Source organism: Pararhizobium mangrovi, from assembly GCF_006516965.1.
Classification (GTDB): domain Bacteria; phylum Pseudomonadota; class Alphaproteobacteria; order Rhizobiales; family Rhizobiaceae; genus Pararhizobium_B; species Pararhizobium_B mangrovi.
Genome location: NZ_VHLH01000005.1, coordinates 135,067 through 153,979, shown reverse-complemented (window position 1 = coordinate 153,979; position 18,913 = coordinate 135,067). Strand labels below are relative to the sequence as shown.

Annotated in this window: 14 protein-coding genes and 1 riboswitch; of the genes, 9 read left to right on the top strand and 5 right to left on the bottom strand. The window is 66.7% G+C overall.

The annotated features are described in order from the left end of the window. Positions 1–4: 4 nt before the first annotated feature. Positions 5–1,633 carry a thiamine/thiamine pyrophosphate ABC transporter permease gene (thiP, locus tag FJU11_RS04705; protein WP_141165868.1) on the bottom strand — a complete coding sequence of 543 codons (1,629 nt, stop codon included), beginning with the start codon at positions 1,631–1,633 and terminating at the stop codon, positions 5–7. Positions 1,634–1,646: 13 nt separating this feature from the next. Continuing rightward, on the bottom strand, positions 1,647–2,657 hold the full coding sequence (gene thiB / locus FJU11_RS04700) for a thiamine ABC transporter substrate binding subunit (RefSeq protein ID WP_141165867.1): 1,011 nt from the start codon (positions 2,655–2,657) through the stop codon (positions 1,647–1,649). An 81-nt stretch (positions 2,658–2,738) separates the two neighbouring features. Beyond that, positions 2,739–2,853: riboswitch (TPP riboswitch) on the bottom strand. Positions 2,854–2,968: 115 nt separating this feature from the next. Here thiB and FJU11_RS04695 point away from each other — a divergent pair. Both FJU11_RS04695 and FJU11_RS04690 read left to right on the top strand, forming a co-directional pair. After that, positions 2,969–3,622 (top strand): thiamine diphosphokinase, encoded by a 654-nt coding sequence (locus tag FJU11_RS04695; RefSeq protein WP_141165866.1) that lies wholly within the window; start codon positions 2,969–2,971, stop codon positions 3,620–3,622. Between the two features lie 10 nt (positions 3,623–3,632). Further along, positions 3,633–5,453, top strand: coding sequence for an ABC-F family ATP-binding cassette domain-containing protein (locus FJU11_RS04690; protein ID WP_141165865.1), 1,821 nt, complete (start codon positions 3,633–3,635; stop codon positions 5,451–5,453). Positions 5,454–5,470: 17 nt separating this feature from the next. Here the strand turns inward: FJU11_RS04690 and FJU11_RS04685 are convergent, their stop codons facing one another. From FJU11_RS04685 to otsB, 3 genes are all read right to left on the bottom strand, one after another. Further along, positions 5,471–6,715 carry an MFS transporter gene (locus tag FJU11_RS04685; protein ID WP_141165864.1) on the bottom strand — a complete coding sequence of 415 codons (1,245 nt, stop codon included), beginning with the start codon at positions 6,713–6,715 and terminating at the stop codon, positions 5,471–5,473. 232 nt (positions 6,716–6,947) lie between these two features. After that, entirely contained in the window at positions 6,948–8,366 is a 1,419-nt protein-coding gene (locus tag FJU11_RS04680) for an alpha,alpha-trehalose-phosphate synthase (UDP-forming) (protein WP_141165863.1), read from the bottom strand. Between the two features lie 74 nt (positions 8,367–8,440). Next, positions 8,441–9,184 carry a trehalose-phosphatase gene (gene otsB, locus FJU11_RS04675; protein WP_141165892.1) on the bottom strand — a complete coding sequence of 248 codons (744 nt, stop codon included), beginning with the start codon at positions 9,182–9,184 and terminating at the stop codon, positions 8,441–8,443. A 179-nt stretch (positions 9,185–9,363) separates the two neighbouring features. Between otsB and FJU11_RS04670 the strand changes: the two genes are divergently transcribed. From FJU11_RS04670 to FJU11_RS04640, 7 genes are all read left to right on the top strand, one after another. After that, complete coding sequence (locus tag FJU11_RS04670; RefSeq protein ID WP_141165862.1) at positions 9,364–9,819, top strand: GNAT family N-acetyltransferase; 456 nt, start codon at positions 9,364–9,366, stop codon at positions 9,817–9,819. A gap of 282 nt (positions 9,820–10,101) precedes the next feature. Beyond that, positions 10,102–11,355: a sugar ABC transporter substrate-binding protein gene (locus FJU11_RS04665; protein ID WP_181408044.1), complete on the top strand. Its 1,254-nt coding sequence runs from the start codon at positions 10,102–10,104 to the stop codon at positions 11,353–11,355. A 184-nt stretch (positions 11,356–11,539) separates the two neighbouring features. Beyond that, entirely contained in the window at positions 11,540–13,627 is a 2,088-nt protein-coding gene (locus tag FJU11_RS04660) for an ATP-binding cassette domain-containing protein (protein WP_141165860.1), read from the top strand. A gap of 168 nt (positions 13,628–13,795) precedes the next feature. After that, positions 13,796–14,818 carry an aldose epimerase family protein gene (locus FJU11_RS04655; protein WP_141165859.1) on the top strand — a complete coding sequence of 341 codons (1,023 nt, stop codon included), beginning with the start codon at positions 13,796–13,798 and terminating at the stop codon, positions 14,816–14,818. Positions 14,819–14,945: 127 nt separating this feature from the next. Beyond that, positions 14,946–15,434, top strand: a complete 489-nt coding sequence (locus FJU11_RS04650) for a (2Fe-2S)-binding protein (protein ID WP_141165858.1) — start codon at positions 14,946–14,948, stop codon at positions 15,432–15,434. A gap of 273 nt (positions 15,435–15,707) precedes the next feature. Beyond that, positions 15,708–18,071, top strand: coding sequence for a xanthine dehydrogenase family protein molybdopterin-binding subunit (locus tag FJU11_RS04645; protein ID WP_141165857.1), 2,364 nt, complete (start codon positions 15,708–15,710; stop codon positions 18,069–18,071). A 13-nt stretch (positions 18,072–18,084) separates the two neighbouring features. Continuing rightward, complete coding sequence (locus tag FJU11_RS04640; protein WP_141165856.1) at positions 18,085–18,879, top strand: FAD binding domain-containing protein; 795 nt, start codon at positions 18,085–18,087, stop codon at positions 18,877–18,879. Positions 18,880–18,913: the final 34 nt, after the last annotated feature.

The following is an 18,913-nucleotide window of genomic DNA, read 5'->3' as shown; positions in this document are numbered from 1 at the left end:
TGGTTCACCACGGTCGCTCCTCTTCGCGTGTTCCAAGCGAGCCGGCCGTCATCAGCGCCAGGCAGACGATGGCGAGCAGAAGGGCGAGACCGGACGCGTCCGCCGTGCGATAGCTGCCCATGCGCTGAAGGAGCAGGTAGGGAAGGGTGGTCGTTCCCTGGCCGCCGAAGAGCGCGATGGCACCAAGATCGCCGAGCGAAAGCGCCATGGCGAAGGCGAGCGCGACGAAGAGCGGCCGGCGCAGCCCCGGCCAGTCGACGAGCCGCATGCGCCGCCAGCCGGAAATGCCCAGCGAAAGCGCCAGCCGGCCGGTGCGCGCGCGGTGGCTGGCAAGCGCCGGCTCGACGACGCGCACCACGAAGGGCAGCGCCATCATCGCGTTGATGATAACCACGACCACCGGTGCCAGTGCGAAGACGTCCGTGACCCCGTGAAGGGCCACGAACCATCCGGCACCCAGCACGATCGGCGGCACGAGCAGGATGAGCGAGGAGGCCGCACCTGTGCTTGCGCAAAAGGCACGAGCGCTCGCATGGCGCATCGCCAGCGGAAGGGCTGCATGGCGGGCCGCCGCCAGGACGAGGGCGAGCAGGACACCCAGGCATCCGGCGACGAAGGCGATGGCGAGGCTGGTGCCGATCGCGCGCCAGACCGCGCCTTCGCCAAGAAGCCGCAAGAGGTCCGCGCGCAGGCCGTCGACGGCGATGGCCGCCATCGGCGCGAGGAGGAAGGCGGCGCCGAGGGCGATCGCCGTGCCGTCGGCAGTGCGCGCGAGTGCCGTGTCCGGCTCCTGCCGGCGCACGGCACGCCCGCTCGTGCCGCCATGTTCGGCCCGTCCGCCGAGGCATTTCAGGGCGACGAGCACGAGGCCGGTGAGCACGATCTGGAAGAGGCCGAGCACCACCGCGCGCGGGGGGTCGAAATCGAAGCGCAGCGCCTGATAGATCGCCACCTCGATGGTCGTCGCTCCGGGTCCGCCGCCGATCAGCAGCACGATGGTGAAGGACGTCGCGCACAGCATGAAGACGAGGCCGGCCGCGCCCGGCAGAACGCGCGCGATCGCCGGCCACTCGATCAGTCGAAAGACGGCGCTGCGGCGCATGGAAAGCTGACCGGCGAGTGCCCAGTATTCGCCGGGCGTGCGCTCGACCTCGAAGAGCATGAGGCGTGCGGCGAGGGGCATGTTGAAGAAGACGTGGGCGAGCAGGATGCCCGGCAGCCCGTAGATCGAAACCGGATAGCCGGCGCCCGCGGCAAGCAGCGCCTCGTTGACGAGGCCCTGCCGCCCCCAGACGGCGAGAAGCCCGAGCGTGGCGACGATCTGCGGCAGGCCGAGCGGCACGGCGAGAAGCCGCACGAGCCACTCGCGGCCGAAGAAGCGTCGCCGGCGGGCGAGCGCGCTCGTCACCGGTATCGCGAGCGCTACCGAGAGCAGCGTCGAAAGCCCGGCTTGCAGAAGCGTGAACCGCGTCACCCGCCAGATATACGTGTCGAAAGTCGCCGAACGCGCCTCCGCGCCGCCGGCCGTCGCGACGAGCAGCGGCACAACGGCGGCAAGCACCAGTGCCGCCATCAGCGCCAGCGCCAGCCCGCCGCCGACGATCCATCGCCGGCGTTCACCGTTCGTCAGCATGGTGCGCGACGGGCTACTTGCTCATCGCCGCCAGCCACTCGTCGATCCAGGCCTTGCGGTGTTCGGCGACGGTTTGCGGATCGTAGAGCAACGGCTTTTCGACCTTGACCCGCTTTTCGAAGGCAGTGGGGATCGGCTTGTCCATGTGCGCGGCCGGCAGCATCCAGTTGGTGGTCGGGATCACGTCCTGAAAGGCGGGAGAGACCATGAACTGCAGGAACGCTTCGGCGAGCTTCGGCTGCGCGGCGTTCTTCAGCATGCCGGCGACCTCGATCTGCATGTAGTGCCCTTCGCTGAAATGCGCGGCGCGGTACCGGTCGGTGTGGTCCTCCATCATGTGGTACATGGGCGAAGTGGTGTAAGATAGGACCATCGGCACCTCGCCCTTGGTGAACAGCCCGTAGGCGTCCGACCAGCTCGGGGAGACGGTGAGGACGCGTCTGGACAGTTTCGACCAGGCCTTGCCGGCATCGTCGCCGTAGATCTTCTTCATCCACAGGAGCAGGCTGAGGCCGGGCGTCGAGGTGCGCGGATCCTCGATGGCGATCTTGGTGTCGGGATCGCCGTCGACGAGTTCCTTCATGCTCTTCGGCGGGTTCTTGATCGTCTTCGAATCGTAGACGACGGCGAAATAGCCGTAGTCGAACGGCACGAAATCCGGGTCGGAAAAGCCGCCGGGAACGTCGATCGCCTTGCGGTCGATATCCACAGGCGCGAAGAGGCCCGTCTTCTTCGCCGCGGCGACGAGGTTCGTGTCGAGGCCGAGCACGACGTCGGCCTTGCTGCTTTGGCCTTCGAGCCGCAGCCGGTTCAAGAGCGCGACGCCATCCTCGGCGCCGACCCATTCGAGCGTGCAGCCGCAGGTCTTCTCGAAGGCGGCCTTCACCTTCGGACCGGGCCCCCAGTCGGCGGTGAAGCTGTCATAGGTGTAGACGGTGAGCACCGGCTTGTCGGCCGCGCGTGCTGTGCCGGCGAACATGGCGATCGAAAGGACCGCCGCGGTGAAGAGTGTGATCGGGCGCATGGTGTGCGACCTCCCTGTTTCCGGCCCGTTCGGGGCCTTCGGTGGTCGAACCGCTCGCCGTATGGCTGGAAAGGAGGTGCGCTGGCGCACGTGTCTAATCCCTCCGCCGGTACGAACCGGTTCAGGTTCCTCGGGTTGGCGCTTGCGCCTCTCAGCCATCCTGCCTTGCGGCATGACGGCACCCCGTTAGAGCTTGCATGCGAGACATAGCGATCGCCACGCGGTGCGGCAAGAGCGGATCGCTCGCGGCGATTGCCCGGGGCGATGGCTAGGGCGATGGCAAGCGTCGCGAAACCTGTTATGGCGCGAGGATGAACGCACGCTTGCCCTTCCTCGTCCTTCTCGGCGGTCCGTTGACGGTAACGCCGGCCTTTCGCGCACGGGTCGCGGGATGGCGTAGCGTCGCCGCCGATTCCGGCATGCGCCATGCGGAAGTGCTCGGCGTCACGCCGGAACTGTGGATCGGCGACTTCGACTCGGCGTCTCCCGACCTGTCGGCCGCGTGGCCGGATGTCGAGCGGCAGTCCTTCGCGACGGCGAAGAACGAGACCGATGGCGAGCTTGCCGTGCGCGCCGCGATCGAGCGGGGGGCGGGCGACCTCGTTCTCGCCGGCGGGCTCGGCGGAGACCGGTCCGACCATGCGCTCCTCCATTGCGTGCTTGCCTGCCGCCTCCGCGCCGAAGGATGGAACGTCGAACTCACCTCGGGAAGGGAGGATGCCGTCGCGCTTTCGCCCGGCCGCATCGAGGTGCCGCTTACCGCGGGAACGGTCTTCTCGATCGTCGGCTTCAGCGAACTGAACGGCCTGACGATCGACGGCGCCCGCTTTCCGCTCGACGACTACACCTTGCCGTTCGGCTCCTCGCGCACGATCTCCAACAAGGCGCTGGGGCCGGTCGCGATCACGCTTCGATCCGGCACCGCGCTTCTCGTCACCCGCCCCGATCCGAACGACAAAGGCTGATCCGCGCGCCATGGCTCTTCCGCCGATCCTCAAGCTCGACGACATACGGCTGACCTTCGGGGGCACGCCGCTCCTCGCCGGCGTTTCCTTCCAGGTCGAACCGGGCGAACGGATCTGCCTCGTCGGACGCAACGGTTCCGGCAAGTCGACGCTGATGAAGATCGCTGCCGGGATCGCGGAAGCGCAATCCGGCGAGATCTTCCGGCATCCTTCCGCGACGGTGCGCTACCTCGAACAGGTGCCGGATTTCGCCGGCTGCGGAAGCGTGCGGGAGTATGCCGAAGCCGGTCTCGGCCCGGGCGACGATCCCTTCCGCGTCACCTATCTTCTGGAACAGCTCGGCATTTCCGGCGATGCCGATCCCGAACGGCTTTCCGGCGGCGAGGCGCGACGTGCGGCCCTTGCCCGCGTGCTCGCGCCGGAGCCGGACGTCCTGCTTCTCGACGAGCCGACGAACCATCTCGATCTGCCGACGATCGAATGGCTGGAAGGCGAGATTGCGCGCAGCCGCTCCGCCGTGATGGTGATCTCCCACGATCGTCGCTTCCTCGAGCGGGTATCGAAGGCGACGCTCTGGCTCGATCGCGGCGTGGCGCGCCGGCTCGAGGAGGGGTTTTCCGGTTTCGAGGCGTGGCGCGACAAGGTGCTCGAAGAAGAAGAGGTCGAGCAGACGAAGCTCGATCGCGCGATCGAGCGCGAGGAACACTGGATGCGCTACGGCGTGACGGCGCGCCGCAAGCGCAACCAGCGCCGTGTCGCCGAATTGCAGCAGATGCGCCAGCAGCGCCGCGAGCATAGCGGTCCGACAGGGACGATCAATGCGAGCGCGTCGGATGCGGAGAAATCCGGCAAGCTCGTCGTGGAAGCGCTCGACATCGCCAAGGTCTACGGCGAACGGCCCATCGTGAAAGATTTCTCGATCCGGCTTTCGCGCGGCGACCGGCTCGGCCTCGTCGGACCGAACGGGGCGGGAAAGACGACCCTGCTTTCCATGCTCATCGGCACGCTCGAACCGGATGCCGGCTCGATCCGGCTCGGAACCAATCTCGAGATCGCCACGCTCGACCAGAAGCGGGCCGATCTCAAGCTCGAACAGTCGCTCGCCGATTATCTGACGGACGGGCGCGGCGACAGCCTCGTCGTCAATGGCGAGCAGCGCCACGTGACCGGCTACATGAAGGATTTCCTCTTCCAGCCTGAGCAGATGCGCACGCCGATCCGCGAGCTTTCGGGCGGCGAGCGCGCGCGGCTGATCCTGGCGCGCATGCTTTCCCGGCCTGCGAACCTTCTCGTGCTCGACGAGCCGACGAACGATCTCGACATGGAGACTCTCGACCTGTTGCAGGAACTCGTCGCCGGGTTCGACGGAACGGTCATCCTCGTCAGCCACGATCGCGACTTTCTCGACCGGACCGTGACGACGACGCTGGCGCCGGCCGACGCGGCGAACCCGGACGGGCGATGGACCGAATATGCCGGTGGCTATTCCGACATGCTCGCCCAGCGCAAGGGCGCGGAACAGGCGCGCCGGCAGGCCGCCAAAAGTGCTTCTTCGAACGCCAAGGCGGAAAGACCGAAGGGCGCAACGGCCGGCAAGCTTTCCTACAAGCAGAAATATGCGCTGCAGACCCTGCCGGAGCGCATCGAGGCCGAGCGAGCGGCGATCGGCGAGATCGAGGCGGAGATGGCCGATCCGGCCCTTTATGCCAGCGATCCGGCGGCCTTCAACGACCACGCCGAACGGCTGACCGAAAAGCGCGAGGCGATCGAGCGCATGGAAGAGGAATGGCTGGAACTGGAAATGCTGCGCGAGGAGATCGAGGGAGCGTGAGCACCGCCTGAAAGTCTCTAAGCGACGTCGCTTGCGGTTTCTGCCCGCGGCGTCTCGCTCGGGCTCGGCTCGAAGAGGAAGAAGGCGACGAGCGCGACGACGGGAAACGCCGTGCCGACGATCGCGAAGAGGTTCCATCCGAAATAGTGCATCAGCGGGCTGACCAGTGCGGAACCGACCGCGCCGCCGCAGAAGAACGTCGCCATGTAGACTGCGTTCAGCCGGTTGCGGATCTCTGGATCGAGCGCGAAGATCTCGCGCTGGCTGATGACCATGTTGCCCTGGACACCGAGATCGAGCAGCACGCCGGCGGCAAGAAGGGCGAGCAGGGAATGGTTGCCGAAGATCGCCAGCGCAAAGGCCGCGATGGCGATCGATAGCGCGGCGATCGTGCCGGCATAGCCATGGCCGCGATCGGCGAGCGCACCGGAAACGGGTGCGGCGAACACCCCGAGGACGCCGACGAGCGCGAAGAGCGCCACTTGGCTGTTGGAAAAGCCGTAGGCGTCGGAAAGCAGGAGTAGCGGCGCGCCCGTCCAGAACATCGAGAACGCGGCGAACATCATCGCATGGTAGAAGGCGCGCCGGCGCAGCACCGGCTCGGTGGCGAGCAGGGTCGCGAGCGAGCGCAGCAGCTTTCCATAGGACTGGCGCGTCTGCGACTGGTGGCTCGGCAGCATGCGCATGAGGAAGATGCCGATGACGAGGAGCAGGCCGGCCGAGGCGACGAACACCCCCCGCCAGCCGATATGGTCGGCGAGGAAGCTTGCCGCCGGGCGCGCGAGCAGGATGCCCATCAGGAGCCCGCTCATGACCCGGCCGACGACGGCACCGCGTCGGTGCTGCGGTGTCAGCGTCGCTGAAAGGGGCACGAGAAGCTGCGCCGCCGTGGAACTGGCGCCGACGAAGAGCATCGCGGCGAAGAAGCTCGCCTCGCTCGTCGTCGCGACCATGCCGAGAATGGCGACGATGTTGACGAGCATGGTCGCCAGCACGAGCTTGCGGCTGTCGAGAAGGTCGCCGAGCGGCAGAAGCAGGATCAGCCCGGCCGCGTAGCCGATCTGCGTCGCGGTTACGATCATGCCTTCCGCCGCGTTGCCGAGACCGACGGACGGGGCGATCAGATCGACGAGCGGCTGTGCGTAATAGAGGTTCGCCGCCAGCGCGCCGCAGGCAATCGCGATCAGCAGCGTCTCGGCGGAACTCAGCGTGCGTTCGTCATGCGATGCACGGTCGTCCACGCATTGTGCGGCTTCGGACATGATGGCTGCGCTCGGAAGGGATCGGTCGGTCGAACGGGAAGAATAGACCGATGCTGCGCTGCGGCAACCGCGCTACGCGAAAAGCTGCCATGCGACACCGGCCGACGCGAGAACTCGAATGCCGGATCCCGATGACATCCGGGCTTCGGGATCCGGTTCGCAGGCCGAAGCCGCTCTCCGTGCTTGAGGATGCCGGCGGGATATGATCCAGCCGTTCGACGCGTGCCGTCGCCTATGCCGCGCCCGAGCGGTCGCCCGCGCGAAACGCGTAGAGTTCCGCGAGGAAATCGGCGCACCAGCTCTGCGCCGTCGTCCGGAAGACCGGCTCGCGCATCGTCTCGAAGCGGCGCTGGCGTTCGGCAAGCGGCATGGTCACGGCCGTCTGCAGCGCCCCGGCGACGTCGCCCGGATCGTGCGGGTTGACCATCAGCGCGCCGGCCTGCAGCTCGCGGGCCGCGCCGGCAAAGCGCGAGAGAACGAGGACACCGGGATTTTCCGGGTCCTGCGCGGCGACGTACTCCTTGGCGACGAGGTTCATGCCGTCGCGGAGCGGGGTGACGAGACCGACACGCGAGGCCCGGCAGATGCCTGCCAGCGCCCGGCGCGTGAAACCGCGCGTCATGATGCGGATCGGCGTCCATTCGAGCGTGCCGAAGGCGCCGTTGATGTGGCCGGCAAGCTCCTCGAGCTCGCGTCTGAGATCCCGATAGCTTTCCAGCTCGGCACGCGAGAGCGGCGCGATCTGCAGCAACGTGACCTTGCCGCGGTTTTCCGGGTAGGTCTGCAACAGCTCGTCGAAGGCGCGCAGGCGCTCAGGGATGCCCTTGGAATAGTCGAGACGGTCGACGCCGACGACCTGATGGCGCCCTTCGAGCATCGTGTAGAGCTTCTTGCGAAGCGCCAGCGCATCGGCGCTGCGGGCGAGCTTCTCGAAGCCTTCCGCGTCGATGCCGATCGGGTAGGCCTTGGCGATGATCGTCCGGTCGCCGAGGCGAACGCGTGCCTCGTCCACCTGTTCGCCGCCGAGTTCGTCGGTGATGTAGCGGCAGAAATTGCGGCAATCGCGCTCCGTCTGGAAGCCGATCACGTCGTAGTCGACCATACCGCGCACGATCGAGTTGGCGTTCGGCAGGGCGGCGAAGATCTCCGGGGGCGGGAAGGGGATGTGTAGGAAAAAGCCGATCGGCCCCTTGAAGCCGGTCTCGCGCAGTTCGTGGCCGACGAGCAGGTAATGATAGTCGTGCACCCACACGACGTCGTCTTCCTCGAGCAGCGTGGAAAGACGCGCAGCCATGCGCTGGTTGATATGGCGGTAGGCGGCCTCGAACCGGCGCTCGAAACCGGCGAGATCGAGCCGGTAGTGCATGAGCGGCCACAGCGTGGTGTTCGCGTAGCCGCCGTAGAAATCCGTATTCTCCTGCTCCGTCATGTCGACGCGCACGAGTTCGACGTCGCCTTCGGTCTCGCGGTCGAAGGCGGAAAACGTGCCCTGTTCGCTGGTCTTGCCGGACCATCCGAACCAGATGCCGCCGCGCCGGCGCAGCGCATCGCCGAGACCGACGGCGAGCCCGCCCGCCTTGCCGGAGTCGGAAAGCGGGCCGACCCGGTTGGAAAGTACGACGAGGCGGCCTTTTTCCTTGTTCGTGTCCATATGCGCGTTTCCCGTCCCTTGCTGCCGCGATCAACGCGCCGGGCGAAAGCGAGGTTCCGCCCGTGCGGACGTTCTTATGCGCCGGTCTCGGCGCATCCGGATGCCAACCATTCGTGGACTGCGGCGATCGAGGCAAGGCGGTACCGCGCCGCGGTTTCGCCCTCGCCGACCTTGATGCCGTAGCCGCCCGCGTCCTGCGCGGCCCTGAAGCCGTCCTCGTCGGTCACGTCGTCGCCGAGAAAGACGGGAAGCCGGCCGGCGAACGGCGCATGGTCGAGTAACATGGCGATCGCGCCGGCCTTGGTGATCGCCTTCGGGCGGATCTCGGCGATCGCGTGGCCGGACGTGGCGACGAGCCCCACGTCCTCACCGGCCGCGGCCTCGGCAAGCGTACGCGCGCGGTCGGCCGCCTCGGGCGCGCCGCGATAGTGCAGCACGATCGCGCCTCCCTTGTCCTCGACGCGGATGCGCTCGCCGTCGCCCATCTCACGCTCGAGAAGCGCGCGTGCCGGCTTCAGCCGTGCCGCCTCCTCCTCGTTGGTGGTCACGGTATCGCGGACGCGCATCTCCAGCCCGTGGACGCCGGCCGCCGGCAGGCGAAGCGGTGCCGTCAGCCGATCGAGCGAGGCGACGGCGCGTCCGCTCACGAGCGCCAGCGCGCCGGAAAAGCGGGTGTGCAGCCGGTCGAGCGTTTCGCGGACAGGCGTATCGAGCGTCACGGCCTCGGGATCCTCGGCAAAATCGACGAGCGTACCGTCGAAATCGAGGAAGATCGCGTGGGATGCGGGATCGGGAAACGGGGGAGCGGCCTCGGTCATGGGCGTGAGCCTACTCCGCTTGCCGGAAAGGCGAAATGGGTTTTCGAAAACGTCGTCCATCGTCCGCACGCCGCTCGGCTCGTGCGGAAGCGGTGCTTGTGCGGAAGATGGACGGCAACTAGGCTTTCTCCCGGTGGCGCCCGGACCGTCCGGTGCGCTCGAAATCATGACGGAGACCGATGACCGACGACCTTCGCATACGCCCTCTCGACGCTGCCGACGAGGCGGAGTGGCGGCGGCTTTGGACCGGCTACCTCGCCTTCTACGAGAGCGAAGTGGCCGAGGACATCTATGCCGAAACCTTTCGCCGGATTACCGGGGACGACGGGCCATTCGAGCCGTGCGGCCTGATCGCCGAACGAAACGGCGAGGCAGTTGGTCTCGTGCACTACCTTTTCCATCGCCATTGCTGGCGATGCGAGAACGTGTGCTACCTGCAGGATCTCTACTGCGATCCACAGGCGCGCGGAACCGGCGTCGGCAGGGCGCTGATCGAGGCGGTCTACGCTCGCGCGGACGCCGAGGGCGCGCCTTCGGTCTACTGGCTGACGCAGGACTTCAACCATCGCGCGCGCAAGCTCTACGATCGCATCGGCGAGGCCACGCCTTTCGTCAAATATCAGCGGCCGCGTTAGCACCGGCGCTCTGCCGCGCGCCCCTGCACGGCCCCGTCCTGCCCCGTTTCGGTGGGTTTCGGTCGTGCCCGCCTCGTTGGAACCGGTGCCGGACTTTCGCGCCTTTTCGCCGCAGGCCGTTAACCGGCGTGACCAATTCAACCGATTTATAATCGACATCGCAGGGTGCTGCCGGTATACGACTCGGCGTCATTCCGCCCGTTTTGGTTGCCAGCGATGGTGGAAGCGGGTTTCCCGTCGTGCGAGCGGCGGGATTCGGGAGTTTATCACAAGGAGGAACTCATGAACGTGCTTACAGTTTCGCACCTCAAGAAGGGTGTCAGCATGCTTGCCTTCGCCGGCATGATGGTCGGCGCCTCTGCCGCCGTCGCCGTGGCGCAGAGCGACAACGGCGACTCGTCGAATTCCAGCTCCATGCAGAGCGACAGTTCATCGGGCTCCGGCGCGGTCTCGTCCGATTCGTTCGACTCCAGCTTCTCCGCGATGGAAAAGCTTCAGGACGTCGCCAAGAACGGCAAGGGCAAGATCGGCATCCTTCTGCCGGAGACCACGACCTCGGCACGCTACACCTCGTTCGACGCGCCCTACCTCCAGAAGGCGTTCGACAAGGCCGGCCTTTCCAAGGACGACTACACGATCACCAATGCGCAAGGGTCGGAATCGACCCAGCTCACCCAGGCGCAGTCGGCGATCTCCCAAGGGGCGAAGGTGCTGCTCGTCGACCCGATCTCCTCGGGCGTCGGCGCGTCCGTCGAGAATTACGCTAAGGAACACGGCGTTCCGGTCATCGACTACGACCGCCTGACGGTCGGCGGCAATCGTGACTACTACGTCTCCTTCGACAACGAGGACGTCGGCAAGAAGATCGGCCAGGGCTTCGTCAAGTGCGTGCAGGACTGGGGCGTGAAGAGCCCGAACGTGCTCATCATGGACGGTGCGGCGACGGACAACAACGCCACGCTCTTCGCCAAGGGCTACAACGGCGTCCTGAAGTCCAAGTTCGACGGCGGCGACTGGACCAAGGTCGGCGAGCCGGCCGGCACCTGGGATCCGTCCAAGGCGCGGACGACCTTCGAGCAGCAGATGACGGCGCACAACAACATCAATTCCGTGGTGACGCCGAACGACGACAACGCCAACGCGGTGATCTCCTACCTCAAGTCGATCAACGTGCCGGCGAACAAGTTCCCGACGACCGGCCAGGACGCCACGTTGACGGGTCTGCAGAACGTGCTCGCCGGCTACCAGTGCGGCACGGTCTACAAGCCGATCTACAAGGAAGCGCAGGCGGCTGCCGCGCTGGCGCTCTACCTCCGGGCCGATCAGAAGCCCCCGCAGGGCCTCGTCAGCGGCTCGACCGAGGACTCGAAGGGCGGCAACGCCGTTCCGTCCGTGCTCGTCAGCTCGATCTGGGTAACGCCGGACAACATGAACGACACCGTCGTCAAGGACAACTTCGTCGATCCGTCCAAGCTGTGTGCCGGCAATTACGCCGACGCCTGCAAGAAGGCCGGCATCTCGACCTCCTCCAAGTAAGGTCGCATCCGGCCTTTCGATCCTTCCGGTGCGGCGCGTAACGTGCCGCACCGTGTGACGAGACGTTTGGGGACCGCCGTGGCCGAGCCCGGCCCGGCGGTCTCGAATCCATGTTTTCATGTGTTGCGGAACGGCGGCCTCCCGAGTGCTGCGTCGCCCGCAGGCCTTGGGATTTGCGTGTATCATGAGTGAAGACGAAACCGGCATGCCGCTCCTGCGGCTCAGAAACGTCGAGAAGCACTTCGGAGCGGTGCAGGCGCTTGCCGGCGTCGATTTCGACGTTCCCATCGGCAAGGTCACCGCACTCGTCGGCGACAACGGGGCGGGCAAGTCGGTCCTGACGAAGACCATCGCCGGCATCTTCGAGGCGAGTTCGGGCGACATCTTCTGGGAAGGCGAGAAGGTCCATATCCGCAGCCCGAAGGATTCCGCCGCCCTCGGCATCGAGATCGTCTACCAGGACCTCGCGCTGTGCGACAATCTCGACGTCGTCGAGAACATGTTCCTCGGCCGCGAACGGGTCTCGAAGCGTTTCCTCGACGAGGACGAGATGGAGCGCGCGGCGACCAGCACGCTCGCCGATCTGCACGTGCGCACCGTGCGTTCCGTGCGCCAGGACGTCGATTCGCTTTCGGGCGGTCAGCGCCAGTCGATCGCCGTCGCCAAGGCGGTGATGTGGAATTCCAAGCTCGTCATCCTCGACGAGCCGACCGCCGCCCTCGGCGTGGCGCAGACCCGCCAGGTGCTGGCGCTGGTGCGCCGCCTCGCCGACCAGGGCCTCGCCGTCGTCATGATCTCGCACAACATGAACGACGTCTTCGCCGTGTCCGACCGCATCGCGGTCCTCAGGCTCGGCCAGATGGTCGCCGAGGGCCCGGCCTCGAAGTTCGACCAGTCGATGATCGTCGACCTGATGACAAGCGGGCGAACCGAGCGCACCGTGCCGGAGAAGAAGCACGAGGCGACCGGCGCCGAAGAGCTCGAAAAGGCGGCCGACGACGTCAACGCGCACGAAGACAACACGCCGAAATCGGAAGCCGTGGAGACCTATATCTCCACCCATTCCGGCACGCAGAGCTTCGGCGAATATCTCAAGAGCGCGTGGTCGCGGATCAAGGCCGGCCAGAGCGGCGTGCTGCCGGTCGTTCTCGGCCTCGTGCTGATCGGCGCCATCTTCCAGTCGCAGAACGCGAACTTCCTTTCGGCCGGCAACATCGTCAACCTGCTCGTTCAGGGTTCGGTGTTCATGCTGATCGGCATGGGGCAGGTCTTCGTGCTGCTTCTGGGCGAGATCGACCTGTCGCTCGGCTTCGTCGCCGGCATCGGCGGCGTCGTCGTGACCGAGCTCGTCCAGCCCGGCATGGCATGGCCCTGGTGGGCCGCGATCCTTGCCGCCCTCGTGGTGACGGCCTTCATCGGCCTCGTCCAGGGCTCGCTCATCACGCGCCTCAAGCTGCCGTCATTCGTCGTGACGCTTGCCGGCCTTCTCGGCTTCCAGGGCGTCATGATCGTCCTGCTCGGCACCGGCGGCACGATCCCGATCCCGAACCAGACGATCAACAACCTCGCCAACGGCACGCTGTCGCCGCTCGTCGGCTGGACGCTGATGATCGTCGTGCTCGTCGTCTACGCCGCGACGACGACGCTGCGCCACAACCAGCGCAAGAAGAGCGGCCTCGTCACGCCGCCGGACGGGCTCGTCGTCGTCAAGATCGCCGCGGCCGCACTCGCCGGCATCGTGCTGGTCGTCATCTGCAACATCCAGCGTGGCAATCCGGCCTTTCCCTTCTCCGGCATGCCATGGGTGATCCCGATCGTCTTCGCCGTGCTCGTGCTGTGGTCGACCGTGCTCGGTCGCACTCGCTTCGGGCGCTACATCTACGCCATCGGCGGCAATGCGGAGGCGGCGCGGCGCGCCGGCATCTCGCTCGCCAACATCCGAACGGCCGCCTTCGTGCTCGCGGCCATGACGGCCGGCGTCGGCGGCATCATCTACGCCTCGCGCCTGCAATCGATGTCGACGAGCTTCGACGGCGGCACCATCGTTCTCTACGTGGTGGCGACGGCGGTCATCGGCGGAACGTCCCTCTTCGGCGGTCGCGGCCATCCGCTGCACGCCGTGCTCGGCGGTATCGTCATCGCGTCCATCGTCAACGGCATGGCACTTCTCGGCCTTTCCGCCGCCGTTCAGTTCATGGCGACCGCCGTCGTGCTCGTCGCGTCGATCACGGTCGACGTCGTGGTGCGCCGTCGCGGCGGTGGCGCTCGCTAGTCCGACCACGCTCCTCGATGCCGGCGCGTGGAACCATGCGCCGGCTGCGGGCTTGAAGCCGGCAAAGCCGATCGTGCGGCACGGCGAGCGCGGATGCCGCCTCGACCTGCCGGTACGGGCGAACGAACGGCGGATCGTCGCCGCAATCAACCAACGGGAGCGACACACATGGGTGAAGGAACCGACGGAGCACATCCATTCGGTACGACGAGCACGGGCGAGCCGGTTCACCGCGTCCAGCTTTCGGCCGGCGGCCTGACGGCCAACATCATCACCTGGGGCGCGGCGGTGCAGGATCTGCGCCTTTCGGGCCATGCCCATCCGCTGGTGCTCGGCTACCCCGACTTCGCGAGCTACGAGCGTTTCTCGCCGCATTTCGGCGCGACGCCCGGCCGCTTCGCCGGTCGCATCGATCGCGGCCGCTTCACCCTCGATGGCGAAACCGTCCAGCTCGACCGGAACGAGGGCGAGAACCACCTGCATGGCGGCACGCGCGGCACCAGCCGCCGCGTATGGACGATCGCCGACCTTTCGGGCGACAGCGTCCGCCTCGAACTCGACGACCCCGACGGGCATGCCGGCTATCCGGGCGACTGCCGCCTGAGCTGCACCTATACGCTGACGCCGGCCGGTGCGCTGGCGGTGACGCTGACGGCCGAGACCGATCGCCCGACGATCGTCAACCTCACCAATCACAGCTATTTCACGCTCGATGATTCGGCCTCCATCGTCGACCACGAGCTTGAGATGGCGGCGGAAGCCTATCTGCCGACGCGTCCCGACCAGATCCCGACCGGCGAGATCCGTTCCGTCGACGGCACGCCGTTCGATTTCCGCCGCATGCGCCCGATCCGTCTGGAGGAGGACGGTGAGCAAGTGCTCTACGACCACGCCTTCTGCCTGTCGCGCGAGCGCGGTCCGGTGCGACGCGTGGCGAGCGTGCGCAGCCCGCGCTCGGGCGTGCGGCTCGACGTTTCGACCTCGGAGCCGGGGCTCGTCTTCTACATGGGCTTCAAGCTCAAGGAGAATGCGCCCGGCCTCGACGGCATGCCCTACGGCCCGTGCGCCGGTCTCTGCCTGGAAGCGCAGGGCTGGCCCGACGCGCCGAACCATTCGGCATTTCCGAGCGTCGTGCTGCGTCCCGGCGAACGCCTCGTCCAGCATACCGAATACGCCTTCAGCCGCGGCTGATCCGCCTGTCTTCGCGTGCATCGGAACGAACACCGAAAGGTGTGGGCCGGTATTCAACGGCGTGCTTGCATGCGAGGACAAAAAGGAAAATGATGCCGAACCAAACGCCCCAGGGAGAGAGAACGCAATGTCGAACGTAACGATGACGGTCAACGGGCGCGAAGTAAGCGGGGAGGTCGAGGACCGGACCCTGCTCGTCCAGTTCCTGCGGGAAAATCTCGGCCTGACGGGCACGCATGTCGGCTGCGACACCTCGCAGTGTGGTGCCTGCGTCGTGCATGTCGACGGCCGCGCGGTGAAGAGCTGCACCATGCTCGCCGTTCAGGCGGAAGATTCCGCCGTCACGACGATCGAGGGCGTGGCGAAGGGCGACGAGCTGCATCCCGTCCAGGCGGCGTTCCGAGAGCATCACGGTCTCCAGTGCGGCTATTGCACCCCGGGCATGATCATGACGGCGATCGACATGATCCGCCGACACGACGGCGATCTCGACGAGAAGACGGTGCGCCACGACCTCGAAGGCAATATCTGCCGCTGCACCGGCTACCAGAACATCGTCAAGGCGATCCTCGCCGCCAACGAAGAGATGAGCGGCATGCGCGAGGCCGCCGAGTAACCCCGGCAGCCGCCGCGCCCGCCTCGGGCAGCGCGTAGCCGCATAAAACAACGTTCGGAAGGAGCCGTTCCGAGCGAAGTGAGGCAAGGCCGACCGGCCCTCGCGGAGGCCAGCGCCTTGAGGCGCGGTACGGCCGCGAGCGAAACGACCGGGAGGGAAACTTCCCGACCAGGGCAAGGCCGACCGGCCGTCGCGCCCGATGGCGCGCCCCCGCGGAGGCCAGCGCCTTGAGGCGCGGTACGGCCGCAAGCGAAACAGAGCGGAGGAAACATCATGGGTATCGAAGGCATCGGCGCCCGCGTGGCGCGGAAGGAAGACAAGCGGTTCATCACCGGCAAGGGCCGCTATGTCGACGACATGGTGGTGCCCGGCATGAAGTTCGCCGCCTTCGTGCGCAGCCCGCATGCCCATGCGAAGATCAACGGCATCGACACGTCCGCGGCCGAGGGGATGCCCGGCGTCATCGGTATCCTCAACGGCAAGCAGATCTCCGAGGACGGGATCGGCGATCTCATCTGCGGGTGGATGATCCATTCGAAGGACGGTTCGCCCATGAACATGGGCCGCTGGCGCCCGCTTGCCGAGGATCGCGTGCGCTATGTCGGCGACGCGGTGGCGGTCGTCGTGGCGGACAGCAAGGCGCGGGCGCGCGATGCGGCCGATGCGGTCGTGGTCGACTACGAGGAACTGCCTGCCGTCACCGGCGCCGTCGATGCGCTGAAGGATGGCGCGCCGCAGATCCATCCCGAAGCCGAAAACAATCTCATCTTCGACTGGGAACTCGGAAACGGCGAGGAGACGGACGAGGCGCTGAAGAACGCCGCGCACATCACCGAGATGAAGATCGTCAACAACCGGCTGATCCCGAACGCGATGGAAACGCGCGCCGCACTCGGCGTCTACAACGCGGCCGAGGATCACTACACCTGCTGGACGACGAGCCAGAACCCGCATGTCGCACGCCTCGTCATGAGCGCGTTCTACAACGTCGCGCCTGAAAACAAGCTCAGGATCATCGCGCCGGACGTCGGCGGCGGCTTCGGGTCCAAGATCTACATCTACCCCGAAGAGATCGTGTGCCTGTGGGCCTCGAAGCGCACCGGCGTACCGGTCAAATGGGTTGCCGACCGCACGGAGGCGTTCCTCGCCGACGCGCACGGGCGCGACCACGTGACGACGGTCAAGCTCGCGACCGACGCCGATCACAAGGTGACCGGGCTGAAGGTCGACACCGTCGCCAATCTGGGCGCCTACATGTCGCTCTTTTCCTCGGCGACGCCGACCTATCTCTACGCGTCGCTGCTTTCGGGCCAGTACGCCTTTCCCGCCGTGCACGCCAATGTGCGCACGGCCTACACGAACACGGCGCCGGTCGACGCCTATCGCGGGGCGGGGCGGCCGGAAGCGACCTATGTCGTCGAGCGCATCATGGAGACGGCCGCGCGCGAACTCGGCCTTTCGCCGGCGGAGTTCCGGCGCAAGAACTTCGTTCGCGAGTTCCCGCACCAGACGCCGGTCATCATGAACTACGACACCGGCGATTTCGACGCCTCGCTGGACGCCGCCCTGAAGGAAGCCGACTACGAAGGGTTTCCTGCGCGCAAGGCGGAGGCCGAAAAGCGGGGCATGAAGCGCGGTATCGGCATGAGCTGCTACATCGAGGCCTGCGGCATCGCGCCTTCGAAGGCGGTCGGATCGCTCGGCGCCGGCGTCGGGCTGTGGGAATCGGCCGAAGTGCGGGTGAACGCCGTCGGCACCATCGAGGTGCTGACCGGGTCGCACAGCCATGGGCAGGGCCACGAGACGACGTTCGCCCAGCTCGTTTCCGGCCGCATCGGCGTGCCGATCGATTCCATCTCGATCGTCCATGGCGACACCGACAAGGTGCAGATGGGCATGGGCACCTACGGCTCGCGCTCGGGCGCCGTCGGCATGTCGGCGATCGCCAAGGCGCTCGACAAGGTCGAGGCGAAGGCGAAGAAGATCGCCGCCCATCAGCTCGAGGCCGACGAGAACGACATCGTCATCGAGGACGGCACGCTGAAGGTCGCCGGCACGGACCGCTCGCTTGCCTGGAACGAGGTGACGCTCGCCGCCTATACCGGCCACAACCTGCCGGACGGCATGGAGCCCGGGCTGAAGGAAGGTGCGTTCTACGATCCGCAGAACTTCACCTTCCCGGCCGGCTGCTACATCTGCGAGGTCGAGGTCGATCCTGAAACGGGCCGGACCGAGATCATCCAGTTCGTCGCAGCAGACGATTTCGGCACGATCATCAATCCGACGATCGTCGAGGGTCAGGTCCATGGTGGTATCGCTCAGGGCATCGGCCAAGCGATGCTCGAGGGCTGCCTCTACGATGCCGAGTCCGGCCAGCTCGTCACGGCGAGTTATCAGGATTACTGCATGCCGCGCGCCGACGACCTGCCGTCCTTCAAGGTTTCGACGACCGAGACGCCCTGCACGAGCAACCCGCTCGGCATCAAGGGATGCGGCGAGGCGGGCGCGATCGGTTCGCCGCCCGCCTTCATGAACGCGCTGACGGATGCCGTCGGGCACAACGACCTCACCATGCCGGCCACGCCGCAATCCGTCTGGGCCGCGATCAACGGCACGACGCCCGACGCCTTCGCATAAGGGAGCGAAACACATGTATTCGACCACCTACCATCGGGTTTCCTCCGTCGACGAGGCCGTCAAGCTGCTTGGCGATTGCGACGAGGCGGCGCTGCTTTCCGGCGGCCAGACCCTGCTGCCGACCATGAAGGCCCGGCTCGCCGCGCCGAGCGATCTGATCGATCTCGGCCGGATCGACGCGCTGAAGGGCATCAGCGTCGACGGGCGCAGCGTGAAGATCGGCGCGGGCACGACCCATGCGGAGATCCATGCCTCGAAGGAGATCGCCGCGGTTTGTCCGGGCCTGCACGAGATGACCGGCGTGCTCGGCGATCCGGCGGTGCGCCACATGGGCACGCTCGGCGGGTCGCTCGCCAACAACGATCCGGCCGCCGACTATCCGGCGGCGATCCTGGCGCTCGACGCGACGATCCATACCTCCAAGCGCGAGATCGAGGCCGGCCAGTTTCTCGTCGGGCTCTTCGAGACGGCGCTCGAGGACGACGAAATCATCACCGCGGTCAGCTTCGAGGCGCCGGAGCGCTCGGGCTACGAGAAGTTCCGCAATCCCGCCTCGCGCTACGCCATGTGCGGCGTCTTCGTCGCGAAGTCGGCCGAGACCGTACGCGTCGGCGTTACCGGTGCGGGCGGCGACGGCGCCTTTCGCTGGGAAGCGGCGGAAGAGGCGCTGGCACAGCGGTTCGAAGCCTCGGCGCTCGAAGGCCTGTCGCTCGATCCCTCCGAGATGCTGGGCGATCTTCACGGCAGCCCGGAATACCGCGCCAATCTCGTTCGCGTAATGGCCAAACGCGCGCTCGCCAAGGCGTGAACGTTTCTTCGTGCCATCGGAGAATGCCTGTGGG

Bases quoted from the DNA above. Each gene is read 5' to 3' on its own strand.
- thiB (WP_141165867.1), bottom strand. From the start codon at position 2,657: ATGCGCCCGATCACACTCTTCACCGCGGCGGTCCTTTCGATCGCCATG.
- FJU11_RS04685 (WP_141165864.1), bottom strand. From the start codon at position 6,715: ATGTCCGAAGCCGCACAATGCGTGGACGACCGTGCATCGCATGACGAA.
- FJU11_RS04680 (WP_141165863.1), bottom strand. From the start codon at position 8,366: ATGGACACGAACAAGGAAAAAGGCCGCCTCGTCGTACTTTCCAACCGG.
- FJU11_RS04650 (WP_141165858.1), top strand. From the start codon at position 14,946: ATGTCGAACGTAACGATGACGGTCAACGGGCGCGAAGTAAGCGGGGAG.
- FJU11_RS04655 (WP_141165859.1), top strand. From the start codon at position 13,796: ATGGGTGAAGGAACCGACGGAGCACATCCATTCGGTACGACGAGCACG.
- FJU11_RS04640 (WP_141165856.1), top strand. From the start codon at position 18,085: ATGTATTCGACCACCTACCATCGGGTTTCCTCCGTCGACGAGGCCGTC.
- FJU11_RS04645 (WP_141165857.1), top strand. From the start codon at position 15,708: ATGGGTATCGAAGGCATCGGCGCCCGCGTGGCGCGGAAGGAAGACAAG.
- otsB (WP_141165892.1), bottom strand. From the start codon at position 9,184: ATGACCGAGGCCGCTCCCCCGTTTCCCGATCCCGCATCCCACGCGATC.
- FJU11_RS04670 (WP_141165862.1), top strand. From the start codon at position 9,364: ATGACCGACGACCTTCGCATACGCCCTCTCGACGCTGCCGACGAGGCG.
- thiP (WP_141165868.1), bottom strand. From the start codon at position 1,633: ATGCTGACGAACGGTGAACGCCGGCGATGGATCGTCGGCGGCGGGCTG.
- FJU11_RS04690 (WP_141165865.1), top strand. From the start codon at position 3,633: ATGGCTCTTCCGCCGATCCTCAAGCTCGACGACATACGGCTGACCTTC.
- FJU11_RS04660 (WP_141165860.1), top strand. From the start codon at position 11,540: ATGAGTGAAGACGAAACCGGCATGCCGCTCCTGCGGCTCAGAAACGTC.
- FJU11_RS04695 (WP_141165866.1), top strand. From the start codon at position 2,969: ATGAACGCACGCTTGCCCTTCCTCGTCCTTCTCGGCGGTCCGTTGACG.
- FJU11_RS04665 (WP_181408044.1), top strand. From the start codon at position 10,102: ATGAACGTGCTTACAGTTTCGCACCTCAAGAAGGGTGTCAGCATGCTT.